Genomic DNA, 22,866 nt, shown 5'->3' on the forward strand with positions numbered 1-22,866 from the left:
CAGGTTTCAACTCAGATCGCAGCCACCCGTCGACAAACCCACGGAAAGCGTAAACGAGCCTTCGTTAATCAGCCAGCGCCGAAGTACATAACTGCGCGCACCACTTTTGTGCATCGGATCATCGTCGGCCAGTTTGCGGGCGGCCTCAAGACTGTCTGCACGATAAATGATCAGGCCGACACCCTGCATGTGCGCCCCGGTTTCGTCTGACATCGGCCCGGCAAAAGCCAGTTGTCCGGAACGCTCCAGCTCTGCCTGATAGGCCAGGTGATCCGGCAGGTTCCCCTTAACGTCCTCGGGCGCCTTTGCTGGTGTGCTGTGTGCCACGAATAGCTCTAATGCCAAAGCCCCGCGGCTCTTTGCTTCTGATTTGTAATCCGCCCAAGCGACCATGGGTGCCTCCCGTTAAAAAATATCGATATTATTTGACATATGACAAAATAATCGGCAGAAAGCAAGAGAACAGACAAGGATGACTGCAATGAAATACCTGGTGGGTGAGACGTCGGAGAGCACTTCGGTCTTTGTTGTAAACGGTGACAATGCCGTAAATATTACTGCTTTGAACCCCGACATTGGCCCGGACCTGATGGGGCTGATTGCCCACCCCGAGCTGGCCGATTCGGTTGCATCCCAGATCGCGGACGCAACAAGCGTGCCTGTGAGTTCCATCACACCGGCTCTGCCCGTCGCGGCGCCGGGCACGATTATTTGCATGGGTCTGAACTATACCGACCACATCAAAGAAGGCGGCTATGATATTCCTGAGTACCCTGCTCTCTTCATGCGCGGAAAAAACTCGATCATGGCCGCAGGTCAGCCAATGGTACGCCCAGAGTGTTCAGAGCAGTTGGATTACGAAGCGGAACTGATGCTGATCGTTGGCAAAGGTGGTCGCCACATCTCGGAAGAGGACGCCTTGGACCACGTGTTCGGCTATACCGTGTTCAACGACGGGTCTGTGCGCAATTACCAGCGAAAGACACACCAGTGGACGCCCGGAAAGAATTTTGACGACACCGGCGCGATTGGTCCTTTTACGGTGACACCGGACGAGGTGCCCGAAGGTGCAGCAGGGCTCAAGATCGAGAGCCGTGTAGGGTCAGAAATCCTGCAAAGCTCGAACACCGCCAATATGATCTGGGACGTGCGCAAAGTCATCGCAACCATCTCAGAATACACCACGCTTGAGCCCGGCGATCTTATTGCCATGGGCACGCCTCCAGGTGTGGGCCATGCCAAAAAGCCAAATCCGCGCTGGCTGAAGCCCGGTGAAACGGTTGAGATTGAAATCGAAGGCATTGGCATCTGTGCCAGCCCTGTGATCGACGAAAAAGACGCCAGCAAAAAGGTGGCCGCAGAATGAACGCCCCAACCGGAGCAGAACTGGACGCCCTGCGCGCCAAGGCACAGCAAGATCACCGCGATTTGCGCGGCCGCATCAGCCGTTTGTCGGACGATGCGATTGACCTGATCCTGCGTGACGCCCGCTCGCATTATGCCTGGACGGACAAACCGATCCCCGACGGTCTGCTTGAGGAGATTTACGACATCACCATCAACGGCGCGACCAGCATGAACACGCTGCCTGCGCGGTTTGTCTTCGTTAAAAGCCCCGAGGGTAAAGAGCGTCTGGCCAAGTCCCTGAAGCCGCAGAACGTGGCCAAGATGATGGGAGCGCCGGTCACGGCGATCATCGCGCAGGACATGGAATTCTGGAAAGAACTGCCTTTCACCTTTCCACATGAAGACCGCCGCCATCTGTTTGATGGCAAACCGGACTATGTCGAAGAGACCGCCGACCGAAATGCCACCTTGCAGGGGGCCTATTTCATGATCGCCGCCCGCGCAGTCGGGCTGGATATTGGCGCAATGTCAGGCTTTTCCAACAAAATCGTCGACGAAGAATTTTTCGCTGGCACGACCCTCAAATCCAATTTTCTGTGCAACATTGGTTACGCGGATGAAACGGCGCTGTTCCAAAAGCTGCCGAGATTCCCGTTCGACAAAGTGTGCTCATACGCCTGAGGAGGCATCGCCGTGGCCATACGGATGAAATCAGTTGTGACCTACCGGACCACTGCTCAGTGTCCGACGCATTCGCGCACGGAAGTCCCGTTGCGGGATCTGAATGTCACCATTGATGAACCTATCGAGCGCGGCGGCACTAATCTTGGCCCCTCGCCGACCGAAGCGGCGCTGACCGCGCTAATCGCCTGCACCAATGTGATCGGCCACAAGAATGCTGAACGTCTGGGTGTTGATCTGGGCGTCGTCACGATTGATGCCGATTGCCAATTCGATCGGCGCGGTGTGCTGATGCAAGAAGAAATTGATGTACCGTTCCCTGAAGTAACACTCACGGTGAACTGTGACACGCGCGCCATTGGGGATGAGCTGGCGCGCGTGGGCACAGAAACGGCAAAATACTGTGCCATTGCCAAACTTTTTGAAGCGGCCGGGACAAAACTGACAGTGAATTGGGTCAAGGCCAACTAAGACCTATCAAAAGGGCCTTTATGGCCTGTCTTTCTGGGAGGAAAAACAATGAAGAAACGCGCTAAATTCAGCCTTATTGGTGCCGCACTGGGGGCCATGATGGCCCTGCCTGCGGCTGCACAGGAAACAGTTTCGGCTGTTGTCATTGACGGCTATCCAGACCGCGCGCTTTGGGTCAAAGAGTTTTCGAACTTCTTTATCCCCGAAGTAGACCGTCGTCTGGCCGAGTCCGGCGCCTACAAGATGAACTGGCAGGAAAACTATGGCGGTTCCATCGTAAAGCCCAAGGGCGTGCTGGAAGGCGTGCAACTGGGTCTTGGCGACATCGGCATCGTCACCACGATTTTCCACTCGTCGAAACTACCCAGCCAGGGCATCTCCGGCTCAACTCCGTTTGTGGCTTCTGACGCACGTGCCGTCGCCAAGGCCGTAGACGAGATCGCCCGCGAATATCCAGCGATGCAGAACGAGTTTGCCGCGCAAAACCAAGTGTATCTGGCCACCGGCGTTGTTCTCGACACCTATCAGGTGTTCTGTTCAGCCGAAGTGTCATCAGTTGCGGATCTTGAAGGGCGCAAGATCGCCGGTGCAGGTCTGAACCTGCGGTATCTTGAAGGCATCAAAGACGCGGCAGGCGTGCGTGGCGGCCTGACAGACTTCTACAACATGGTTCAAACCGGTCTGGTGGACTGTGCGATGCTCTGGCCCGAAGCGGCCAAGACCTTCAAAATCGCAGAAGTTGCACCTTACATGTTGCGTGCAGACCTTGGCGCGGTGAACTCGAAAACCGTGACCGTGAACGCTGACTACTGGGCGAAACTGCCCGACGACGTCAAAGACGTTCTGAAGGCCGTTGCCATCGACTATCGTGATCACGTGGCAGGTATCGCCATGGACCGCGCAGCTGCGTCGCGCGACGCTTATGTTGCAGCCGGAGGCACGATCGTTGAGCTGTCAGATGAGGACCGCGCAGCCTGGGCCAACGCGATGCCCAATGTGGCACAAGAATGGGCCACAACGCTGAACGACAACGGCGAAGCAGGCACTGACATGCTGGCGGCCTATCTCGGCAAGCTTGAGGCCGCAGGCTATACTGGCGTGCGTGACTGGACGGCTGAATAAAACTCTGGCGACCCTGAAAAGGACCATACAACAATGCTGAAATCCGCTGTTGCTGGCCTGTCCTGGGTCGCCAATACCCTCGCCATCACCACGAACGCCCTGGGAACTCTGGTCGTTCTGGCGCTGGTGATTATCCTGAATGTCGACGTGATTGCCCGAGGGCTGTTTTCGTCACCGCTGAGAGGCACCTATGAGATGGTGCAGTTCTCGGTCGTGCTGATCGTCTTTTTGCAACTGGCTGATGTGGTTCGCGTTGACCGGCTGACACGCTCTGACGGCTTTCTCAGCATCATGCAGCACCGCCGCCCCACGCTGGCGGCCACCATGCGCCGCATCATCAATGCTGTATCTGCCATCTTTATGGGGCTGATCGCCTATGTGACCTTTCCCGAATTTCTACACATGTGGCACACGCAGGACTATTTCGGCGTCCCTGGCCTATTCACTCTGCCCTGGTGGCCGGTGAAGCTGGTCATTACCACCGGAACCGGGTTGGCCTGTGTGATCTTTGTTTTGAAAGTGATCACCGCTCGGGACCGACCCGAGATGATCCGCATGCCCGAACATGATGAGGCCCCGAAATGACCCCGATCGAGATAGGCCTGATCTCGGTCCTTGCTATCGTCTTCCTGATCTACGCCGGCGTGTATATTCCCGTTGCGCTGGGTGTGGTGTCTTTTGTTTCGATCTGGTTGATGCGGGACAACTTCACGCTGGCCCTGAACCTGTTGAAGGTGGCCGTTGGCGACAGCGCGATGGAATACAGCTTTGCCACGATCCCCCTGTTTACCTTTATGGGGCTCATAGTCTCCAAGGCGGGGTTAGGTAAGGACATCTACGAAGTCATGACCATGCGGTTCCGCAAGGTCAAAGGCGGGATTGGCATGGCCACAGTCGGCGCAAACGCCGTGTTTGCGGCGGTGACTGGCTCGTCGATCGCCTCCGCTTCGGTATTTACCAAAGTATCTGTGCCTCAGATGATGGCCCAGGACTACAATCCGCGCTTTGCCGTGGGTGTTGTGGCAGGATCATCGGTCTTGGGCATGATTATCCCGCCCTCGGCCATGCTCATCATCTATTCTTTTGTGGCCGAGCAATCCGTCGGGGACATGTTCCTTGCCGGTATCATTCCCGGCATCCTGTTGGCCATCGCCTATGTCGGTGCCATCTGGTTCATGGGCCGGTTCACCCCCGGTTTTGTCGGCGGGCGTGTGGTGGCTGACACCGAATGGATGTCAGCGCGCGAGGTCGCATCAAAGACCCTGCCAACCCTTGGATTGATCACCATCGTGTTGGGTGGAATTTACACGGGCTGGATGACCGCAGTTGAAGCCGGAGCAACCGGAGCATTGGTGGCCTTGATCATCGCTGTCGCTCGCAAATCAATGTCGCGACGCGCCTTTTGGGATGCCCTGCTGGAAACCGGGCACATCACGGCTGCCATCCTGTTCCTGATTACGGCTGCATCAATCTACAGCCGGATGCTGGGGCTTGCCGGGCTGCCCAACCAACTGCAAGACCTGCTGGCCGGCAACACGTCATCGTTCTGGACCATCATGCTGCTCTATGTGCTTTTGATGCTGTTCCTTGGCACCTTGCTGGACACCGCCTCGATCATCCTGATCGTTGTGCCACTGTTCCTGCCCTTGGCCGAAGCACTGGACATGTCGTTGATCTGGTTTGGCATCATCACGGTGGTTGGCGCGGAAATCGGCCTTCTTACGCCGCCCCTCGGCATCTCGTGTTTTGTCATCAAATCCACGATCAACGATGACCGGATATCGCTGAAAGACGTCTTCATGGGCGCCCTGCCCTTCGCCTTTGTCATGCTGATCATCCTGTTCATCCTGATCGAGTTCCCAATTCTAAGCCTTGCTCTCATCTAAGGAGCCACTCCATGCGTTCTGTAACCAAAGACAACATCACCGACGTTTTCATGGGCTACCTGTCCCAAGACACTGATCCGCGCATGCGCGAAGTCATGGGATCGCTTGTGCGCCACCTGCACGATTTTGCGCGCGAGACAAACCTGACGCATGACGAATGGCGCACAGGGATTGCCTTTCTCGAAGGCTGCGCGGCGGTGGAATCTGAAGACCATCATGAATTTGTGCTGGCCTCGGATGTTCTGGGCCTGTCATCGCTGGTGGACATGTTGCATTCCACCCCCTCGGCCACCAGCTCGTCAGTGCTTGGGCCCTTCCATGTCTCTGGCGCCCCACCGCTGGAAATTGGCGGTGATATGAAACGTCACTACGGTGGCCCTGTGCTGTTGGTTGAAGGGACAATCAGGGACGAGGCTGGCAATCCGATTGCCGGGGCCGAACTGGACATCTGGCAAACCGCGCCCAACGGCATGTACGCCAGTCAGGACGAAGAACAGGACACCTATTCTTTCCACGGTCTGATGACCGTTGGGGATGATGGTCGCTACTGCTTCACGACCGTTAAGCCGGTCGAGTACACCGTGCCGTCAGACGGACCTGTTGGGGACATCCTGAGTGCCTGCGGACGCCACCCCTGGCGGCCTTCGCACCTGCACTACATCATCAAAGCGCCGGGACATCGTACACTGGTCACCGAGATTTTCCCCGAAGACGACCCCTACTTGGACCAAGATACCGTGTTTGGTGTCAGGGATGACCTGGTGATGACCTATCACCAAAAACCGGCGTCCGAGTTTCCAGATGGGTTGGCCCTGTCTGGCAAAGTGACCGAACCGTTCCTTTATGTCGAATTCGACGTCACCCTCGCAAGTGCCTAGTTGCGCGGGTGATGCCCAAGTATGGGCGCTCGCAAGACTTTGAAATGTGACGGTTTTGGTAAGTTCACAATAACACCGCCCCTCAGGGGCGAAGCCTCGCCACACGCCATTGCAAAAGAATGGTGGGTGGCGGTGCGGTCAAAACCTATAGCTAGAAGACCACCCTGCCCACGTCACTCAGAGTTCCTATGACAACGCCCTTGGGCGGCTACGGATCGAGAGTACATCTTGCCCACAGACAGTTCAGCGCGTCTTACGGTGATCTCGAGGTGACATGCCTGTCCACCCACGAAATGCCCGCGTAAAGTTGGAGCTGTTTGTGTATCCTAGGCTTGCAGCGATTGAGGACACAGAATCCTTCGTGGTTGCAACGCGCTCCAATGCGAGCCTATTTCGAACTTCTCCCCTAATTTCCGAAATCATCATTCCCTCGACTTTGAGGAGAGACTGCAATTTCCAACGCGACAGCCCCAAGTCCTGAGCAATGGTGTCCACGCCCAGGTCGGGTTCCGAGATACGGAGTTCGATCAATTGGCGGACCCGCTCTGCAAATGTTGTTTCCAACTTGCTGGGTATGTCTACGTCTACAAAATCAGAGGGAGGGGAGATAGCAGGCATATTCAAGGCAAGATATGCGGATGGAAATCTGAGGATCAGACCTGCCTGGCCAGATAACTTGGAAGTTGATGGCAGCAGATCCGTCGAAACAAGTGAGCTGTCAGGGAGGACGGCAATAACTTTCGAAGGCTCCCAGTTGCGTCCCGCCGCCGACTTGAGGATCCCAACAAAAAAGCCTGTTGCTACGGCATCAGCGTAACATGCCTCGGAGCTGGCCCCTTTTGCCCGGAGCAATCGCCACAAAGCTATTGGCCCTTCGGATTCCAATTTGTAAGTCGCAGCTCGGCTTCGTTCGGACGACATCATGCTGAACTTCAGCAGGAAGTCGCCAACGGTTTTTGCAGAGGTCATAAGAGGAAGCAGAGGCGTCCAATCGCCGTTTGCCATTTTTTGCCCGATACGGTCGCAAATCAGCAGGTCATTTGTACTGGTCACGACCCAACCTAAGAATGCGTAGACAGTGTTGGCGGGCAAGGTAACAGAGGGATCAAACAGAGCATCTTCTTGCAGACTGACGCGTGCCGCCATTTCTGATCTTTTTGTGCCGCGCCGTAACAGTTCATCGAAGAACGGTTGAAGAAACGCAACGCTCATCGTTGGAATCAAAGAATTTTTCATTATGCGTTAAGTAACATCATAATCAGGTGTTTCTGTCATTTTAAATGAACAACATGGACTCATCTTACGAAATGAATGCTATTTCAGAGATAGCACGGCGTTTTCTCCCTTAACATCACTCTCGGATCGTTGGGTAAGGCACGCGAACCTCATTGTGTTTATCAGTTTACTTTTCGACGGGAGCGGCACCTGAACATTGACGACAGGGCCGCAGTGCGGTGCAAGAAAAACTGGGAGTTTCTTATGAAAAAAACATTATTGGCGTTTGCTCTGACGGCAGCTCTTGCGGGCATAGCTTTCGCAAGTGACAACTCTAAAACATGGCCTGCCTCAGATGAGGCCAAACAGTTTGTGAAAGACACAATCGTCATCGGGATGCTGGCCAGCCCCTATGGAACAGGTTGGACCGAAAACAAACAACTGTTGGATTACTTTGCTCTTGCTCGCGAAAATGGAATCACCGGTCACGAGATGACTCTGACGGCTGCCAGCATGACGTTCAACGATCTAATCACACAGCACTACCACTTCCGCTCTGCAATGGCCGAACAGCCCGAGAACTATCAGTTCGTCAACAGCATCAGCGACATCGAGTCCGCGCATTTGCACGGCAAGACAGCGGTGATCTGGAACAGCCAGACGGCAACGATTTTGGATGGTGACCTACGCAAGATGGCAATGATCGCCGACATGGGCATCAAGAGCATGATCCTTGCCTATAACGATGTGTTTCGCACCGGTTCCGGAGGATTGGCCGAATTTAATGGCACCGTGCTTGGCCTGACACCTTGGGGTGAGGATGTGATTGATGAAATGGTGCGCTATGGCATCATGCTGGATCTCAGCCATACCGGGTACAAGACGGCGACAGACGCAATGGACTACATGGAGGGGAACTATCCGGGCGTTCCGTTCAGTTATACCCATTCAATTCCGGCGGGTCTCTATAAGGACGAACCAAACGCCACTCCAAACGGATGTTATCGCAACATCACGGACGAAGAGGCAATCCGTGCCGCCAAGTCTGGCGGCTATGTGTCGCCGACGTTCACCGAATGGATGATGGATGGTATTTGGCCCGATGATATCAGCCCGAAACAGGCCGCTGATATGATCGACTATTATGCCAATCTGGTGGGCGTTGACCATGTTGCCATCGCCACGGACGATATGTTCAGCGAAGAATTGATTGTCGCTTTTGCAACGGCCAATGCAGATATTTATGCCGATGACGGCTACATGACAAACGCCTTTGACAAGGGCGCAACGGGCGCCGGTGAGCTCTCCAAGATTCTTGCCGCGATTACGGATGATCTCTGGGCACGCGGCTACACCAATGAAGATCTTGCCAAGATCTATGGTGGCAATAAGATGCGGGTCTGGTCTCAACTCTGGGAAGGTGTATCGGCTGAGCAGTTTGCCGCAGATCTGCCAAAGCGAAAAGCAATGCGCAAAAAACTGCGGGAGCACTTCTACTCTCGTTGATCCTGCTTTCGCGATGCTTTGTACCAGCCCGCAGTCGGAACACCCTTATCGGAATGGCCGCGTTTGCCCAGACAGGCAGACTTCTCCTCTCCGGCAGGGAAGCCGTCCAAGAGCTTTTCTGACAAATCCCACCGGCACAACAAGACCGGTGAGTCTTCTTGCAACCAGACAGGGAATTCCAACTGAAGGTGAGTCTCAGTTCAAAGCACGATCATGCACCCGACCGGAAAAGCGGATCATTATCAAAGCAATTCTGCAGGGGAAACTGACACAAAGGTAGGTGGCGGAGACGAAGTCCGCCTACCTACATTCTAACCCGTTCCTATACATTTCCATAAGTAACTGTCTGTCAGAAACATTAACCGAATAATCTTGCCAAGAGGTCTTGAACATTCCTACCGTTTCCCCCAAGTTATGGGGGAAGAATTGGGGGAAGCACATCGTGCAAGGCACTCGCAGACCGGAAAGAGCACTGAATGCGCAGTTTGTCCGCAACGTCAAAGAACCGGGCAAATACTTCGACGGACAAGGCCTCTTCCTAAGGGTTGAGAAAAACGGCTCTCGTTTCTGGGTCCAGCGCATAACCATTCGCGGTAAGCGCTGCGAGTTGGGCCTTGGCTCTCCCACCCTTGTCACCCTTGCTGAAGCTCGGGAGGTTGCTTTGGCAAATCGTAAGCTCGCTCGGGCCGGTGGCGACCCTCTTGCCGCCAAGAAGCAGGCGCAGGCCGTTCTCACCTTTGAACAAGCCGCCCGCAAAGTTCACGAACTGCACAAGCCAACTTGGCGCAACGCCAAACACGCGGCGCAGTTTATCAGCACAATGGAAACTTATGCCTTTCCCTACATGGGCAACCTCAAGGTCGCCGACGTGACCACCGCCGACGTTCTGAAGGTGCTTACTCCGATTTGGACTCGGAAACCTGAAACCGCACGCCGTGTTCGCCAGCGGATTGGCACCATCATGAAGTGGGCTGTTGCTCAAGGGTGGCGGCAAGACAACCCTGCCGAGGCGATTGCACAGGCTCTTCCAAAGCAGGACAAAACACAGAAACATCGCAAGGCCCTGCCCTACTCGGAGGTAGCCAATTGCTTGGAAGTAGTGAAATCCTCGCAAGCAAGTGCAACCACGAAGCTGGCACTGGAGTTCTTGGTGCTTACAGCAACCCGATCCGGCGAAACACGTCTGGCGCGCTGGGCTGAGTTTGATTTTCACGGAGCAACTTCTGTTTCCGACGCAGCCATCGCAACTTGGGTTGTTCCGCCAGAACGAATGAAGGCGAAGAAAGAGCACCGCATTCCAATCTCGGACCGCGCACTGGAACTGCTTAAGGAGGCAGAAGCCATGTCGGACGATTCAGATTGTGTTTTTCCCGGCAATCAGCGCGGCAAGCCGCTATCCGACATGACGCTTTCCAAATTAATCAAAGAATTGGGCTTTGACGCTGACGTACATGGGTTCCGCACTTCATTCCGAACATGGGCACAAGAGCGTACCAACTTCCCCAGAGAAGTGGCTGAAGCCGCGCTGGCTCACACCATCAAGGATAAGTCAGAAGCCGCATATGCACGCTCTGACCTATTCGAGAAGCGGCGACAGATGATGGATAGCTGGGCTACTTACCTAGCCTCTGAGAAACCAAAAATTGCGAGGATTGGGTGATGTTTGCGCCAGTCGGTTTCGTACCATTTTCTCACATATTTAGTGAAATTCCTGAATCTGCCTACAAAACGGCAACCGAATTGTGTGACAAGGTTATAAAAGATGTTGAGGAATTTAGCTATCCAACCCCGAAAAAAGTATTCTCCACAATTTCTCCAGCTGATTATGTTGAGGCCCGACTTTTTGAACACTTTGATCAAAAAACCTGGATTTGTTCTCCAAGTGGGCAAATGATGCATTTGGATTTAAGATCGATCAGTAGTCAGTCCAAATTTTCTGGGCTACAGCTTAGCGGACTGATGAGAACACTTGAGCCCACACAGATTCCGAAGACCTTTGTTTCGAAATATCGTCTGTTAGACTGGCCAACCGACGAATTTTGGTCCGAATTCGAAAACGAGAAGGCAAACCCCAATTTTCTACAGCCATGGAAGTTTGCCGAGACTCTGGGGATGGCCCATAGGTACCACGAAATGCCCCTCTTCTATGAACGACAAGGATACACAATCTGTTTTGAAAGCTACGATTTTGTCATGTCGTATGATTACGTGGACATAGAAGACCTCAATGGGATAGTTGAGGTGCTTCGACCGTTCGAAGGATGGTCGTTGTGCGTTAAAGCAGGAGATGCTGAAGACCAGTTTCTTGCAATTTGGAGAGATTTCGCAATCGACGACAAGTTCGCCACCACTGGTGGACGCCCAGCCAACAAACGGTTGGCAACAATTGAGGCGTACCGTTTGCTATATCCGGATGGACATGGATCTGATCCATGGCTCGTAGTACTTCGGCAAGTGAACAAATCTACAGGCCTTTCGGTTTCAGTAGACACTCTCAGGCGTGCGGTAACTGAAATTCAGCGAGGCCAAAGTTAGCAAAACCTCTTCGCAAAAGTTGCCAAGATTGATGCAAAACCCGTTGCAAAAGTTGACAGTCCATTTTGCCTATTCTGAAGGCCTATTTCTACAGTCCTTTTTAGGTTTCATTCCCAGCACACCGCAACCAATCCAAAGAGGTTCCGCGCCATGCTGGAGAAACACTACCGCCGCCCAGAAGTCGAAAGTCTGACCGGACTTAGCACTTCCTCAATTTATCGCTTGATGGACGAAGGCTGCTTCCCGCGCCCCATAAAGATAGGTCGAAGCGCCGTAGCGTGGCCTGAAAGCGTTCTCGCCAAGTGGCTCCAAGAACGCCAAGCGGCATAAAGAAACCCGCACCCAATTTAACGGGCGCAGGTTTCAGGGGACAAAATGATTCAGCTCACCCTAACCTAGATGCGCCTCTGACACAAAGGGCAATCCCAATGAGCAGTCACTGGTACAGCAATCAAACACGGGTCTACTGGACCTGCAAAGCGCTTCTGGATGGGCGCAACATCTCCCACAAAACAGAAATCCGTGAGGTGAAGGGCTGGCGTTTAGGTGCCATCATTCACAACCTCCGAAAAAAGTACGATTGGCCAATTCTGGCTGAGTATCGCGGGCCGGAAAACATCGCACACTACAAGCTGTGTAGTTCCGCCCACCACCACGTGCTTCGCTTTCCTCGCTCTGCCAAAGAACTGGCCAATGAGGTGGCCTCGAAATGAGCAATGCAGCACAAGAGTTGGTCGCGTCATTCACAGCCAACCACGACCTTGCAAGAAGGCTGGCAAGCGCTGGGCTGCCCGTGTTTCCCTGTAGGGCGGCGGACGCGGGCAAAGCCAAAGCCAAGTCGCCCCTAACTTCGAATGGCTTCAAGGCAGCATCCACTGACGCAGAGCAGATTGACCGATGGTGGCAAGCAAAACCTGAAGCGGTTGTAGGAATGCCTACTGGAGCAGTGTCCGGAATATCGGTTCTGGATGGCGACATTGACCGCCTGACGGGTGAAGCAGTGGGGGAGAGCCAACTGGAGAGTCTCGGATTGCTAACGCCCAGCGAAGTGAAAGTCAGAACCCAAAGCATGGGCATTCAACTGCTCTTTGCCCATGTCGACGGGGCCAAGACAAGCAGCCACCAAGTGGCGTCTCACGTCGACACCCGAGGAGATGGCGGCTACATCATCGCACCCGGCTCGGTAATGGCCAGCGGAGCCCGCTATACCTATGAAGGGCGCAGTCTTGCCGAAGCGCTTAGCGCGGGTGATTTACCGTCCTACCCGGTTGAAGCGGTGAACGCTGCGATTGCCGCAGCGAAAGCGCGCAAAGCAGGAACTCAATCCAGTTCTTTGCAGGTGGCCTCGTCGCAAGGTTGGTCGCTTGATGCAGGGCACACTGCCCCGACAGACGAGGAAACCCTGGAAGCCACTCGCCTGCTACTTTCCGAGGCACCGAACACTCTTGGTCGCGAGGATTGGGTGAAGCTGGCAATGTCTTTGCGGGTTGCCTTCGGGGGCGCCCTTCAAGGCGACTTCCTCTCATTCTCCTTGCGGTATTCAGGGGGCTCCCCTTGCAGCCTTCAGGACGCTCAGGTCCTTTGGAACAGTGCTGGCAGCCCGAGTGAAGTAAGCTCAATCGCTCCTGCGCTGGGCTTGCTGAAGGAAGCTTTGGGGCCTTCTAGAACTAAAAAGATTTGGGGTGAGATAATGGCGCAACGCGACGCAACCATGCCCTTGCGCAATAGCCATGCGAAAGTGGCGACTTCTCCGCCGCTGGCCGCAGAAGGCCCGCAACCCCTTTTGCGAGAACTTCCCGAAAGCGAAACCTATCCCGTGTCGGCGCTGGGCCCACTTCAGAGCGCCGTAGAGGCAGCTCACGACATCACGCAGGCACCAATCGCCATAGCAGCCCAAAGCGCCCTGAGCGTCGCCTCTCTGGCCGTGCAGGCCTTTGCCGACGTCGAGACCATGCACGGGCTTGCACCTATCTCGCTGTATTGTCTTACAGTGGCACAATCGGGCGAGCGCAAGAGCGCAACTGACAAGGTTCTGATGGCAGGTCTAAAGGACTTTGAAAGGGAACAGGCAGCGGAGTATCGCGACGACTTGAATGCCTGGAAAGGTGCTCAAGCGCTGTGGAAGGCAGACCATGATAAAATCATGGGAGAGTTCAAAAAGAAGTCGGGCAATCGCGTTGCCGCGCAGGCTGACCTGGATGCGCTGGGCGAGGAACCTCCCGCGCCACTGTCACCAAACCTGACGTCTACTGAGCCCACACTAGAGGGGCTGCATAAGCTTTATGCCTCCGGCCAACCTGCGTTGGGCGTGTTCTCGGATGAAGGCGGGCAGTTTCTAGGTGGTCATGCCATGAGTAGCGATAACCGCCTGAAGACCGTGGCAGGGCTATCTGCACTGTGGGGAGGCGACCCAATCAACAGAACCCGTGCCGGTGACGGTGCCAGCACGCTCTATTCACGCAGGCTGGCCGCGCACTTGATGGTGCAACCCATTGTGGCCCGCCCCCTGCTTTCAGACCCGGTTGCCAGTGGTCAGGGCTTTCTTGCGCGCTTTCTTATCACGGAGCCGCCCAGCGCAATCGGCCACAGATTGAAACGTGGGCACTCCGAGTTTAGCAGTTTAGCAGAATTAGCATTCGCCCAGCGCCTGAAATCCATTCTGTGCACACCGAAGCCAACAGCAGATGACAACCCTCAAGAGCTTATGCCACGTCAGTTGCCACTGTCCTCCGCGGCCAAGGAACTCCTGTGGCGATACTATCAGCAAGTAGAAAAGGCACAGGCCAGTGGAGGGGAGTTTGCGGGCATCACCGCCTTTGCTTCTAAAAGCCCCGAACAAGCCGCAAGAATAGCCGGAGCGTTGACCCTGTGGGATGACCTCAGTGCCAATGAAGTGACGCCGGAGACGATGGCTCATGCACTCACTTTGGCAGGTTACTATCTGAGTGAGGCTAAGCGCTTGGCAGAAGCGGCAGAGGTTTCCACAGAAATAGACCAGGCAGAACAGCTGCGGCTTTGGTTGCTGCATGATTGGCCTGCCATCGCTAGGTCCATGAAACGGTCTCCTGATACCATCCTGCTTGGCGACGTATCCCAAAGGGGACCGAACTCGCTGCGAGTGACCAAGACAGCCAAATCCTATCTGGCAATACTTGAAACCCATGGTTGGGTGCGGCGCCTCCCTGAGGGTGCTGAGGTTGACGGTATTGGTCGACGTTTAGCTTACCAAATCGTGAGGGCCTGACTGATGTTCTTTGATGCCTACGCCGCCTTGCAGGAAATAAATCCTGAACCGGAACCACCTGCTAAACTTGCTAAACAAGCACCCCGTTTAGCAAGTTTAGCAAGTTTAGCAGCCCATGACGGTGTGAAAACCGAGGTTATGGGCGATGGCCGTTTAGCAAGTTTAGCGACTTTAGCAACTGAGTCTGAACCGGGTGTTTTCCGTAAAGCAGGAAAAGAAACGCAGGCCGCATCACTGAAAGCAGCGAAAGATAGCGGCGATGGCGAGGAGTTTTCGAACGCGGTAAAGGAAGGCGGCCAATCAGAGTTTTCCCGCGCCGTAAAAGCAACAGACGAAAAGTACCCTTATGGCCGCGCAGTTGCAGGCAGCCCTCGCACGTGGACAGGCAAGGTTGTCAGCCTCGCAGAATGGCGGGAACTCAGCGAGTGGGACAAACACGGCAACACAGGAAAGCATTGGAGCGGCCTGACGCGACAGTGGGAGGACGCGACATGAACCGCGCCCAGCGCCGCAAGATGCGGTCACAGGCGCAGCACACGGCCACTGTGCTGGCTGGTTGCTGCTTCGACTACGATGCCACAGGAAACCTTGTGCCCGTCGAGCACCCGCGAGCCGTTGCTCTGCTTAAGAGGACCTTCACAGTCATGCTGCAAAACAACTGCGAGCCGCATGTCATTCAAATCAGCCAAGCCGACGCTCGCACCTTCCCACGTGGCAACAGTGACAAAGTTCCAGATGACTGCCCGTCATGGCGGGGTGTGGCGATAGATGTTGTGGGACGTGGTGCATACACTCTGCGACACTCAAAAGTGCTTGGGGCACCCGTATCAATTCAAAAGCAAATCGCCAACAAGGAAACCAAAGCGCATCTCACTGTGCACACTTCCAAGCCGGGCTTTCCAACAAGCCACGGTGCCTGAAAGAAGGCAGGAGTTATATGCGCCAACCTTAACAAAACTAAACATTTAGCCCGCCTTTGGGTGCTGAGATAGAAAGAGCGCAGAATGCCAGGACCTGACCCGCACGCTGTTTGGATTAATCGAGAGGAAGGCCAGCGGCCGACCGTAACTCACGAAAACTACTTTTGGACGGGGAATGCTGGCAATCGACGGAAGCGCGCCGTTGCGATGCTGTTCAGAGTTCTACGTAATGATTGGTATTGCCGTTGGTGCCTCAATGGCTTGCCAGAGTGGCGTAGGGCGGATGCCAAGTATTGCTGTGAAGGGTGCCGGAAGAGGGCAGCGAGGCTTAGACGCACCAGTTGGGAGAGCCCAACTGGACAATGAACGCGACCAATACGCGCGCGGGGTTGTGGGCCGAAAGCAACCGCATTGGGGGCCGATGTTGTGCCTATGCTGCACCAAGCTCAACTCGACACTAGGGGCGGGGAGCGGGCTTTCGCGGCACATGGCGTGAATGACTGCATAAATAGAAGTGAGCTGGCGTTAAGTTCGCTCTTGGAAGCGATGGAGAAGATACATCTTCTGTCTCTCCGAAAAGAAAAGGGCCTCCCCGAAGAAAAGCCCTTTAAACTAACTACACCGAAGTAGCTATTATGATTTTTTCTTACGACGAAGTGCGCCAAGACCACCTAGGCCAGCAAGTAGCAGGAAGCCTGCCGCTGGAAGTGGGACTGGGGAGATGGAATCTGTAGTTAAGCTTCCCTGAAACGCCGCGTAGAAAGTTTCTCCTGAGAAAACGCCTGACCCTAAACTACTGAAATTAGTTCCTGGTCCCGTTTGAAATATGATTTTCAAAAATCCGTCTGAAGCCAAAGAACTGATATCCAGGTTTAGAGATGCAGAACCAGACAAAGGCGGGTTTCCAAAATCGTTTCCTGTGTCATTGAGAAAATTGAATGGATCATTTGAGGTGTTTCCGTCGAAAATAGTACCGATAGAAACCCCGTCGATAGTTATGCCAAGATACTCGGTCGTAGGATAACTGAAGTCTCCTTGGAGTATAAGATCAAACCCTGTCAAAATGGTCGATGACGAGTCTACGGCAACGTCAACAGATACGGATGCACCCGTACTGTAAGTATAAACTGGTCCAAAGTTTGTCGTCGCGGCATTGGCTGTTCCAACCACCGAAAAAGCTAAGACAAACACCGCCAAAAAATTTCGAATAAGTCCGCTTGAATTGGGCTTCGCTACAAATTTAGTCATTATGGATCCAATCAGAATTCAAAGAATTTCATTTTATTGTGCCTAAGTATTGCCACATTTCATAATCTGAGTCAAAGAAATGGCGGAATTGGCCAGGCATCAGAAACAGTTACCTAATTTCGATCAGAGTGTAGCCAAATTTGGAAGAATAGGGCGAACGAGACCAATACGCGCGCGGGAGACAGGAGAAGTGGGTTCGCCTTTTGTCGACAGAAAACCAACTGCCAAGCGTTTCGGACAACCGTGTAGAGGACGTTCAAGGCTTTTAGGTTTCTTGTAGGCTGTTTGGTTCAATCACACATAATATGGACCACAAAGCTTGAGGCCGTTTACACTATATCAGTGGGAGAAATTGCTTCCGCAAGATTGGATTCCATTGGTGTGACACCTGCTTGGAACAAGAATAACTTTGCAATCTCGCCGCGCACGGCAAAGTTCACATTTTGTGGAATTTCCCCTATGAGGTCAGCCATGAGTTTGGCATCAAGTTTCGAAACGACCACACCAATGACTACTCCAGATTTATCAAGAACCGGTCAAACCGAATTGCCCGATTGAACCGGTGCAGAAATCTGCATTCGTAACGCGTCATCTCCAATACCTTTGACGGCAGACATTGGCCGCCTAGTCGGCAAAACCCGACGCATTCTCAAAAGTGGCGGCTTCCAAAAAAGAAAATAGGACGGGGCCGAAACCCCGCCCTTAGGGACAGTATATTTGCAGGGCCCTAAATGGGGCGACCCAGCGACAAAGATGATAGCAAGAGATGTATTGGCGGCGTCAGGGGATACGTAAACAAAGTTTCCCCTTACAACCTGACCAGCTGAGGGTAGAACGGCTTGCAGTTCCCGTGCATCGCATAGGCGCTAGGCCTATCCCCGGGACAATCTTTGGCGATGTTGGCCAGAGCTTACGGTAGTTCTGTTTCATCTCCAACCAATTCACAGAAGCGTAATTTTCAGTATTTCCCGAACCATCCGCAGAAGGCCCATTCGATTTCAACGGAATTGTATGGGAAGTCTTTAGCCTTCATTTCCCTGTTAGGCTGCAATTCACAGGCGAAAAACAGTCAGGAGGCACGACTACTTGGGGGATTAATTGGGGGAATTAAAAAAAACCAAAGCAATTTTCTTGCTTAAACTCAAGAATTTAAGGAAAATTGCTGGCGGAGACGAAGGGATTCGAACCCTCGAAACGCGTTAACGTTTACTCCCTTAGCAGGGGAGCGCCTTCGACCACTCGGCCACGTCTCCGCCGACGCGTATAGCCGGGCCGGACAGGGAATGACAAGCGGAAAATCGGGGCAAAACAGAGGTCAGATATAGCGTGCCCAGTTTTGCTCGATAGCTTCGGCGCCGCGCTTCATTTCACGCTCAAACGTCATCTCGAGCGCCAGCGCCTGACCGGCTTCGGCAATCGCTCGGGCTTCGACATCATTGTCGCGCACCCAGGCGAGTTTTTCCTGCAGATCGGCGCAATCAGCCCGGATCGGCACATAGTGCTCAAAAGCGCGCATATCGTCGTAATACCACTGCCGAAAGCCAAAGGTACTTTCGACTTTCAGCACGCAACAGCCCATCAGCAGGCGATGAAACAGGTTGTCCCAGGTGCAGGAATATCCATCGATATCGAAAGCGTATTTCTTGGTGAACCAGGTGGTGTTGACCACCCTGTCGGCAATGAACCCGCGCTGTTTCAGCGCCGCATATTGGTGGCTACCGGGCGTGTCCGTAAAGGCAAAATCCAGCTCGGTGCCTTGCGCATGTGCGGCCATCTGCATGCGCTGCTTAGTGGTGGGATGCGTCATCAGATGCGGGAACACGGTGAAATAGCCGTTGCCCGTGGTGCTGCCGCGCCAGACAAAATCGTCGCTGCGGGCCTCCCACGGCTTTGCATAATCCACCACCTTTGCCCGCATCTCGGCGAACCCATTCGAGCGGAAGAAATACCAATCAGGCAGCGGGGTTATCCGATCCCAGTTGGTGCAATACATGAAACCGGCCTGGCCGTAATAATCCCCGTCAGACAGGTTCACAACGATGCGCCCTACGTCGTCACTGGACAGCATCCGGGCATAAAGCGCGGGCGTCACCTTGGCGATGGTGTTTGAGAACTGATTGTGGTGGCTGTTCAGTAGCGCTGTGCCATAAACCACATCAAAGCCAGAACCATTGGGCTCGATCACCACATCCCAGGGAATGGTAAACTCGTCCGAGTGGCGCACGCGGATTTGCGGCATTGGGGACCCGGTCTGGCGCATCCACCAGGCGATCTCGCCCCATTTTCGCAGTCCGACCAGCGCCCGCCGCATCAGTTATTGAACAAAAAGTGCATAACGTCCCCGTCTTTCACTTCGTAGCCTTTGCCCTCAGCACGCATCTTGCCGGCTTCTTTGGCGCCTTGCTCGCCATTGCAGGCGATAAAGTCATCATAGGCAATGGTTTCGGCGCGGATAAAGCCTTTTTCAAAGTCGCCGTGGATCACGCCCGCGGCCTGAGGTGCCATGGTGCCTTGTTTGATGGTCCACGCGCGGGCCTCTTTCGGGCCGACTGTGAAATAGGTTTCCAGATGCAGCAGTTCGTAACCAGCGCGGATCAGACGGTCGAGCCCCGCCTCTTCCAACCCCATCTCTTCAAGGAACATGGTCGCTTCGTCGTCTTCCAACTGGCTGATCTCTTCTTCGATCTGCGCCGAGATAATCACGTGACCATTGCCCTGAGCGGCCGCCATCTCAGCCACTTTGGCCGAGTGTTCGTTGCCGTCTGCCGCCTCGGATTCACCAACGTTGCAAACGTAAAGCACTGGCTTGGTGGTCAAAAGCTGCAGCATCTTCCAGGCTTTGACGTCATCTTCAGCAACCTCAACCACGCGCGCGGGCTGGCCTTCTTCCAAAACCGCCAGCGCGTCTTTCAACAGACGTTCCTGCTGAACTGCTTCCTTGTCGCCACCGCGCACCTTGCGCACCAGACCCTGCATGCGCTTTTCGATGCTTTCGATGTCGGCCAGCATCAGCTCGGTCTCAATGGTTTCGGCATCCGCCACCGGGTCAACGCGCCCCTCAACGTGGGTCACGTCGCCATCTTCAAAGCAGCGCAGGACATGGGCAATCGCGTCAACTTCGCGGATATTGGCGAGGAACTGGTTGCCAAGGCCCTCCCCCTTGCTGGCGCCTTTCACAAGGCCTGCAATGTCCACAAAGGTCATTCGCGTGGGGATAATCTGTTTCGATTGGGCAATGGCAGCCAGCTTGTCCAGCCGCGCGTCAGGAACGCCCACTTCGCCGACGTTCGGCTCAATGGTACAGAACGGAAAGTTTGCAGCCTGTGCCGCAGCGGTTCTGGTCAGTGCGTTGAACAGCGTGGATTTGCCGACGTTCGGCAGCCCCACGATCCCCATTTTAAAGCCCATATCGGCCTCCAGTGTCATATTCGCTTGTGCTTCTAGGGTTAGACTACGGGCGACGCAAGCCATGTGTTAAACTGGCACCAGGAGGACAAACCCATGGCATTCATTCCCTATCTCAATTTCGACGGCAATTGCGCCGAGGCGATGCAGTTCTATGCCGACTTGTTTGGCGCCACCGATCTGCAGATCATGCGCTATACAGATGCGCCAGAGGGCGAAGACCTGCCGCCTTCGGACCGTGTGATGTATTCTCATATCATGCTGGGCGACGCTTCCCTGATGGCCTCCGATCATCCTCCCGGCATGCCGGCCGAGGACATGGCCGGAGTCTCTGTCAATCACCCGGTGGCTGACAAGGCAGAAGGCCAGAAACTGTTCGATGCTCTGGCCGAGGGCGGCACCGTGATGATGCCTTATGAAACAACGTTCTTTTCCCCGGCTTTTGGCATGGTCACCGACCGCTTTGGCACAAGTTGGATGATCGGCGTTCTGACCGAATAAGGAGTGACCAAAATGCGAGAGCATGATTTTCAAAAGTTCTATTACCGCAAAGTGGCCCTTGGTGAGGGCTGTGGCTGCGCGGAACGGGTGATCGACGTACACGAGTTCGACCGCCTGAGCAGCAAGCCCAGACTGCGCGGACTGAGCAACCGCCCATCGCTATTCCGGCGCATCTGCATCGCATTCCGCGCACGGAAAGCCAATTCAGACGCGACGGAGGATTGATTTCCCCCAAAGTTTTAGGCACATCGGTCTGCGACAGACATAAGGGGTGCCCATGACTCGCATCGATCAGAAATTCGCCGACCTGAACGCCGCAGGCAAAAAGGCTTTTGTGGCTTACGTGATGGCGGGCGACCCCGACTATGACACCTCGCTTGAGGTGGTCAAAGGATTGCCCGCTGCGGGTGTGGATGTGATCGAACTGGGCCTGCCCTTTACCGATCCGATGGCGGATGGTCCCACCATCCAGCTTGCCGGTCAGCGCGCGCTGGATCAGGGCATGACCCTGCAAAAGACGCTAGATCTTGCAACTGAGTTTCGCAAGACCGACAACACCACGCCGATCGTGTTGATGGGCTACTACAACCCAATCTACAGCCACGGCGTCGACAAGTTTTTGACCGATGCCAAGGCAGCGGGCATCGACGGCCTGATCGTCGTCGACCTGCCCCCGGAAGAAGATGATGAACTGTGCATTCCAGCGCAAAAAGCAGGTCTGAACTTTATTCGGTTGGCCACCCCGACCACGGATGAAAAGCGCCTGCCCAAGGTGCTGCAGAACACTTCGGGCTTTGTGTATTACGTGTCGGTCACCGGCATCACGGGTGCTGCCGAAGCGCAAGCCGGCGATGTTGGCCCGGAAGTGGCGCGTATCAAAGCCTCAACCGATCTGCCGGTGATCGTCGGCTTTGGCATCAACACGCCAGAGAAATCCGAGGCCATCGCACGCGTTGCGGATGGGGCTGTCGTTGGCTCGGCCATTGTCAGCCAAATTGGTGCGGGCAAGCCGGTGGACGACGTGCTGGCCTTTGTGAAGTCATTGTCCGACGGCGCGCATCGCGCCTGATCCTGTGTATGCGCTCGCCCTTGCCACGCTGAAACGCAACATCGCCTTTTACACGGTGGTGGTGGTTGTGGTGGTGATGCTGGAAATGCTGATGTCGGCGGCGGGCGTTGTGACGCTAGTTTTTGCTGGCATGACCATGCTCTACACACATCGCATGATCCAGCTGGACGAGGTGTTCCCTTGGTCTGACCCACTGCCAACCCGCGGCAAAGACGAGTCTCGCATTCCTCTCTTTGGCTACGTCCTGCGGTTCGTGGCGTTCTTTCTTGCGCTGATCCTCGTTATGACCGGCGGATTTATGGTGTTGAATACGGCAGGCATTGTCGATCCCGACGCCTTTCTGGCAGAAATCGAAATGGCGATGTGGGGCATATTTCTGACCGTCCCGGCCTTTGTCCTGATCTTTGGGCTTATTGGCACCACGCTACCCGCCTGCGCAGAGCGCGGTGATACCTCGCTGAAATCAGCCTTGGCTCGTGGCCGTGCGACGTTTGGCAAAACGGCCCTGAACTTGGTTATTGGACCGATTGCCTTGAGCCTGATCGGGTTCATGATCTTGGGGCAATTGGGCTGGCTTATTGGCAGCCTTGGCGATGGCTTGCTGCCCCGCACGCTGTTCCGTACGCTGGCCACGATCCTGACAATTCTGCCCGCAATGCTCACGGCAACGGCGCTCAGCATGGCCTATCTGGGCGACAAGTCCCGCTGACCACCAAATCATAGCAGTTTTAAACCAATTTTTGTGATGACCCGCGCGAATTGGTCAGATGCGCGCAATGACGCACTTGCCAGAAACAGGTCATATTGGTAAAGAACATTTACCAATATGAGGGAAAGT

The 22,866-nt window shown here is 54.6% G+C and carries 24 protein-coding genes and 1 tRNA gene; 19 read left to right on the forward strand and 6 right to left on the reverse strand.

Annotated elements, in window-relative coordinates; translation table 11 throughout:
* Positions 1–6: 6 nt before the first annotated feature.
* The gene (locus Q0932_RS08965) at positions 7–393 is read right to left on the reverse strand and encodes a YciI family protein (protein ID WP_299351545.1); all 387 of its coding nucleotides are present in this window, start codon (positions 391–393) and stop codon (positions 7–9) included.
* An 88-nt stretch (positions 394–481) separates the two neighbouring features.
* On the opposite strand from Q0932_RS08965, the gene Q0932_RS08970 reads away from it, so the two are divergent.
* From Q0932_RS08970 to Q0932_RS09000, 7 genes are read left to right on the forward strand one after another with little or no spacing between them, the layout of a single operon-like run.
* Positions 482–1,366 (forward strand): fumarylacetoacetate hydrolase family protein, encoded by an 885-nt coding sequence (locus tag Q0932_RS08970; protein WP_299351547.1) that lies wholly within the window; start codon positions 482–484, stop codon positions 1,364–1,366.
* Entirely contained in the window at positions 1,363–2,028 is a 666-nt protein-coding gene (locus Q0932_RS08975; RefSeq protein ID WP_299351549.1) for a malonic semialdehyde reductase, read from the forward strand. Before Q0932_RS08970 ends, Q0932_RS08975 begins: the two co-directional genes overlap by 4 nt.
* Before the next feature lie 12 nt (positions 2,029–2,040).
* Positions 2,041–2,499: an OsmC family protein gene (locus Q0932_RS08980; RefSeq protein WP_299351551.1), complete on the forward strand. Its 459-nt coding sequence runs from the start codon at positions 2,041–2,043 to the stop codon at positions 2,497–2,499.
* 48 nt (positions 2,500–2,547) lie between these two features.
* Complete coding sequence (locus Q0932_RS08985) at positions 2,548–3,621, forward strand: C4-dicarboxylate TRAP transporter substrate-binding protein (protein WP_299351553.1); 1,074 nt, start codon at positions 2,548–2,550, stop codon at positions 3,619–3,621.
* A 33-nt stretch (positions 3,622–3,654) separates the two neighbouring features.
* Entirely contained in the window at positions 3,655–4,206 is a 552-nt protein-coding gene (locus Q0932_RS08990) for a TRAP transporter small permease (RefSeq protein ID WP_299351555.1), read from the forward strand.
* Positions 4,203–5,507, forward strand: coding sequence for a TRAP transporter large permease subunit (locus Q0932_RS08995; RefSeq protein WP_299351557.1), 1,305 nt, complete (start codon positions 4,203–4,205; stop codon positions 5,505–5,507). Before Q0932_RS08990 ends, Q0932_RS08995 begins: the two co-directional genes overlap by 4 nt.
* An 11-nt stretch (positions 5,508–5,518) precedes the next feature.
* Complete coding sequence (locus tag Q0932_RS09000; RefSeq protein ID WP_299351559.1) at positions 5,519–6,385, forward strand: dioxygenase; 867 nt, start codon at positions 5,519–5,521, stop codon at positions 6,383–6,385.
* Between the two features lie 243 nt (positions 6,386–6,628).
* Here Q0932_RS09000 and Q0932_RS09005 read toward each other — a convergent pair whose 3' ends face one another.
* Positions 6,629–7,597, reverse strand: coding sequence for an AraC family transcriptional regulator (locus tag Q0932_RS09005; protein ID WP_299351561.1), 969 nt, complete (start codon positions 7,595–7,597; stop codon positions 6,629–6,631).
* Between the two features lie 267 nt (positions 7,598–7,864).
* Between Q0932_RS09005 and Q0932_RS09010 the strand changes: the two genes are divergently transcribed.
* From Q0932_RS09010 to Q0932_RS09045, 8 genes are all read left to right on the forward strand, one after another.
* Positions 7,865–9,106 carry a membrane dipeptidase gene (locus Q0932_RS09010; RefSeq protein ID WP_299351563.1) on the forward strand — a complete coding sequence of 414 codons (1,242 nt, stop codon included), beginning with the start codon at positions 7,865–7,867 and terminating at the stop codon, positions 9,104–9,106.
* Positions 9,107–9,548: 442 nt separating this feature from the next.
* Positions 9,549–10,766, forward strand: coding sequence for a site-specific integrase (locus Q0932_RS09015; RefSeq protein ID WP_299351565.1), 1,218 nt, complete (start codon positions 9,549–9,551; stop codon positions 10,764–10,766).
* Positions 10,766–11,641, forward strand: a complete 876-nt coding sequence (locus Q0932_RS09020; protein ID WP_299351567.1) for a hypothetical protein — start codon at positions 10,766–10,768, stop codon at positions 11,639–11,641. The genes Q0932_RS09015 and Q0932_RS09020 overlap by 1 nt, the downstream gene beginning before the upstream one ends.
* 150 nt (positions 11,642–11,791) lie before the next feature.
* Positions 11,792–11,971, forward strand: a complete 180-nt coding sequence (locus tag Q0932_RS09025) for an AlpA family phage regulatory protein (RefSeq protein ID WP_299351569.1) — start codon at positions 11,792–11,794, stop codon at positions 11,969–11,971.
* 98 nt (positions 11,972–12,069) lie between these two features.
* The gene (locus Q0932_RS09030; protein WP_299351570.1) at positions 12,070–12,354 is read left to right on the forward strand and encodes a hypothetical protein; all 285 of its coding nucleotides are present in this window, start codon (positions 12,070–12,072) and stop codon (positions 12,352–12,354) included.
* Positions 12,351–14,885: a DUF3987 domain-containing protein gene (locus Q0932_RS09035; protein ID WP_299351572.1), complete on the forward strand. Its 2,535-nt coding sequence runs from the start codon at positions 12,351–12,353 to the stop codon at positions 14,883–14,885. Before Q0932_RS09030 ends, Q0932_RS09035 begins: the two co-directional genes overlap by 4 nt.
* Positions 14,886–14,888: 3 nt before the next feature.
* The gene (locus Q0932_RS09040) at positions 14,889–15,380 is read left to right on the forward strand and encodes a hypothetical protein (protein ID WP_299351574.1); all 492 of its coding nucleotides are present in this window, start codon (positions 14,889–14,891) and stop codon (positions 15,378–15,380) included.
* Entirely contained in the window at positions 15,377–15,805 is a 429-nt protein-coding gene (locus Q0932_RS09045; RefSeq protein WP_299351576.1) for a hypothetical protein, read from the forward strand. The genes Q0932_RS09040 and Q0932_RS09045 overlap by 4 nt, the downstream gene beginning before the upstream one ends.
* Positions 15,806–16,438: 633 nt before the next feature.
* Here the strand turns inward: Q0932_RS09045 and Q0932_RS09050 are convergent.
* The 4 genes from Q0932_RS09050 to ychF all read right to left on the reverse strand — a co-directional run bounded on the left by Q0932_RS09050 (position 16,439) and on the right by ychF (position 20,461).
* Complete coding sequence (locus Q0932_RS09050; RefSeq protein WP_299351577.1) at positions 16,439–17,053, reverse strand: VPLPA-CTERM sorting domain-containing protein; 615 nt, start codon at positions 17,051–17,053, stop codon at positions 16,439–16,441.
* 1,163 nt (positions 17,054–18,216) lie between these two features.
* Positions 18,217–18,306, reverse strand: a tRNA-Ser gene (locus Q0932_RS09055).
* Between the two features lie 62 nt (positions 18,307–18,368).
* Positions 18,369–19,364 carry a glycosyl transferase family 90 gene (locus Q0932_RS09060; protein ID WP_299351579.1) on the reverse strand — a complete coding sequence of 332 codons (996 nt, stop codon included), beginning with the start codon at positions 19,362–19,364 and terminating at the stop codon, positions 18,369–18,371.
* Complete coding sequence (gene ychF / locus Q0932_RS09065; protein ID WP_299351976.1) at positions 19,364–20,461, reverse strand: redox-regulated ATPase YchF; 1,098 nt, start codon at positions 20,459–20,461, stop codon at positions 19,364–19,366. The genes Q0932_RS09060 and ychF overlap by 1 nt, the downstream gene beginning before the upstream one ends.
* A gap of 93 nt (positions 20,462–20,554) precedes the next feature.
* Between ychF and Q0932_RS09070 the strand changes: the two genes are divergently transcribed.
* The 4 genes from Q0932_RS09070 to Q0932_RS09085 are packed head-to-tail and all read left to right on the forward strand — an operon-like array spanning position 20,555 to position 22,737.
* Complete coding sequence (locus tag Q0932_RS09070) at positions 20,555–20,959, forward strand: VOC family protein (RefSeq protein WP_299351581.1); 405 nt, start codon at positions 20,555–20,557, stop codon at positions 20,957–20,959.
* A 12-nt stretch (positions 20,960–20,971) separates the two neighbouring features.
* Positions 20,972–21,184 carry a hypothetical protein gene (locus tag Q0932_RS09075; protein ID WP_299351583.1) on the forward strand — a complete coding sequence of 71 codons (213 nt, stop codon included), beginning with the start codon at positions 20,972–20,974 and terminating at the stop codon, positions 21,182–21,184.
* A 52-nt stretch (positions 21,185–21,236) separates the two neighbouring features.
* Positions 21,237–22,028: a tryptophan synthase subunit alpha gene (gene trpA, locus Q0932_RS09080; protein ID WP_299351585.1), complete on the forward strand. Its 792-nt coding sequence runs from the start codon at positions 21,237–21,239 to the stop codon at positions 22,026–22,028.
* A gap of 4 nt (positions 22,029–22,032) precedes the next feature.
* A complete protein-coding gene (locus Q0932_RS09085) occupies positions 22,033–22,737 on the forward strand; it encodes a hypothetical protein (protein ID WP_299351587.1) in 705 nt (234 codons plus the stop codon).
* The last annotated feature ends 129 nt before the right edge of the window (positions 22,738–22,866 follow it).

The organism is uncultured Shimia sp. (genome assembly GCF_947498095.1).
Taxonomy (GTDB): domain Bacteria; phylum Pseudomonadota; class Alphaproteobacteria; order Rhodobacterales; family Rhodobacteraceae; genus Shimia.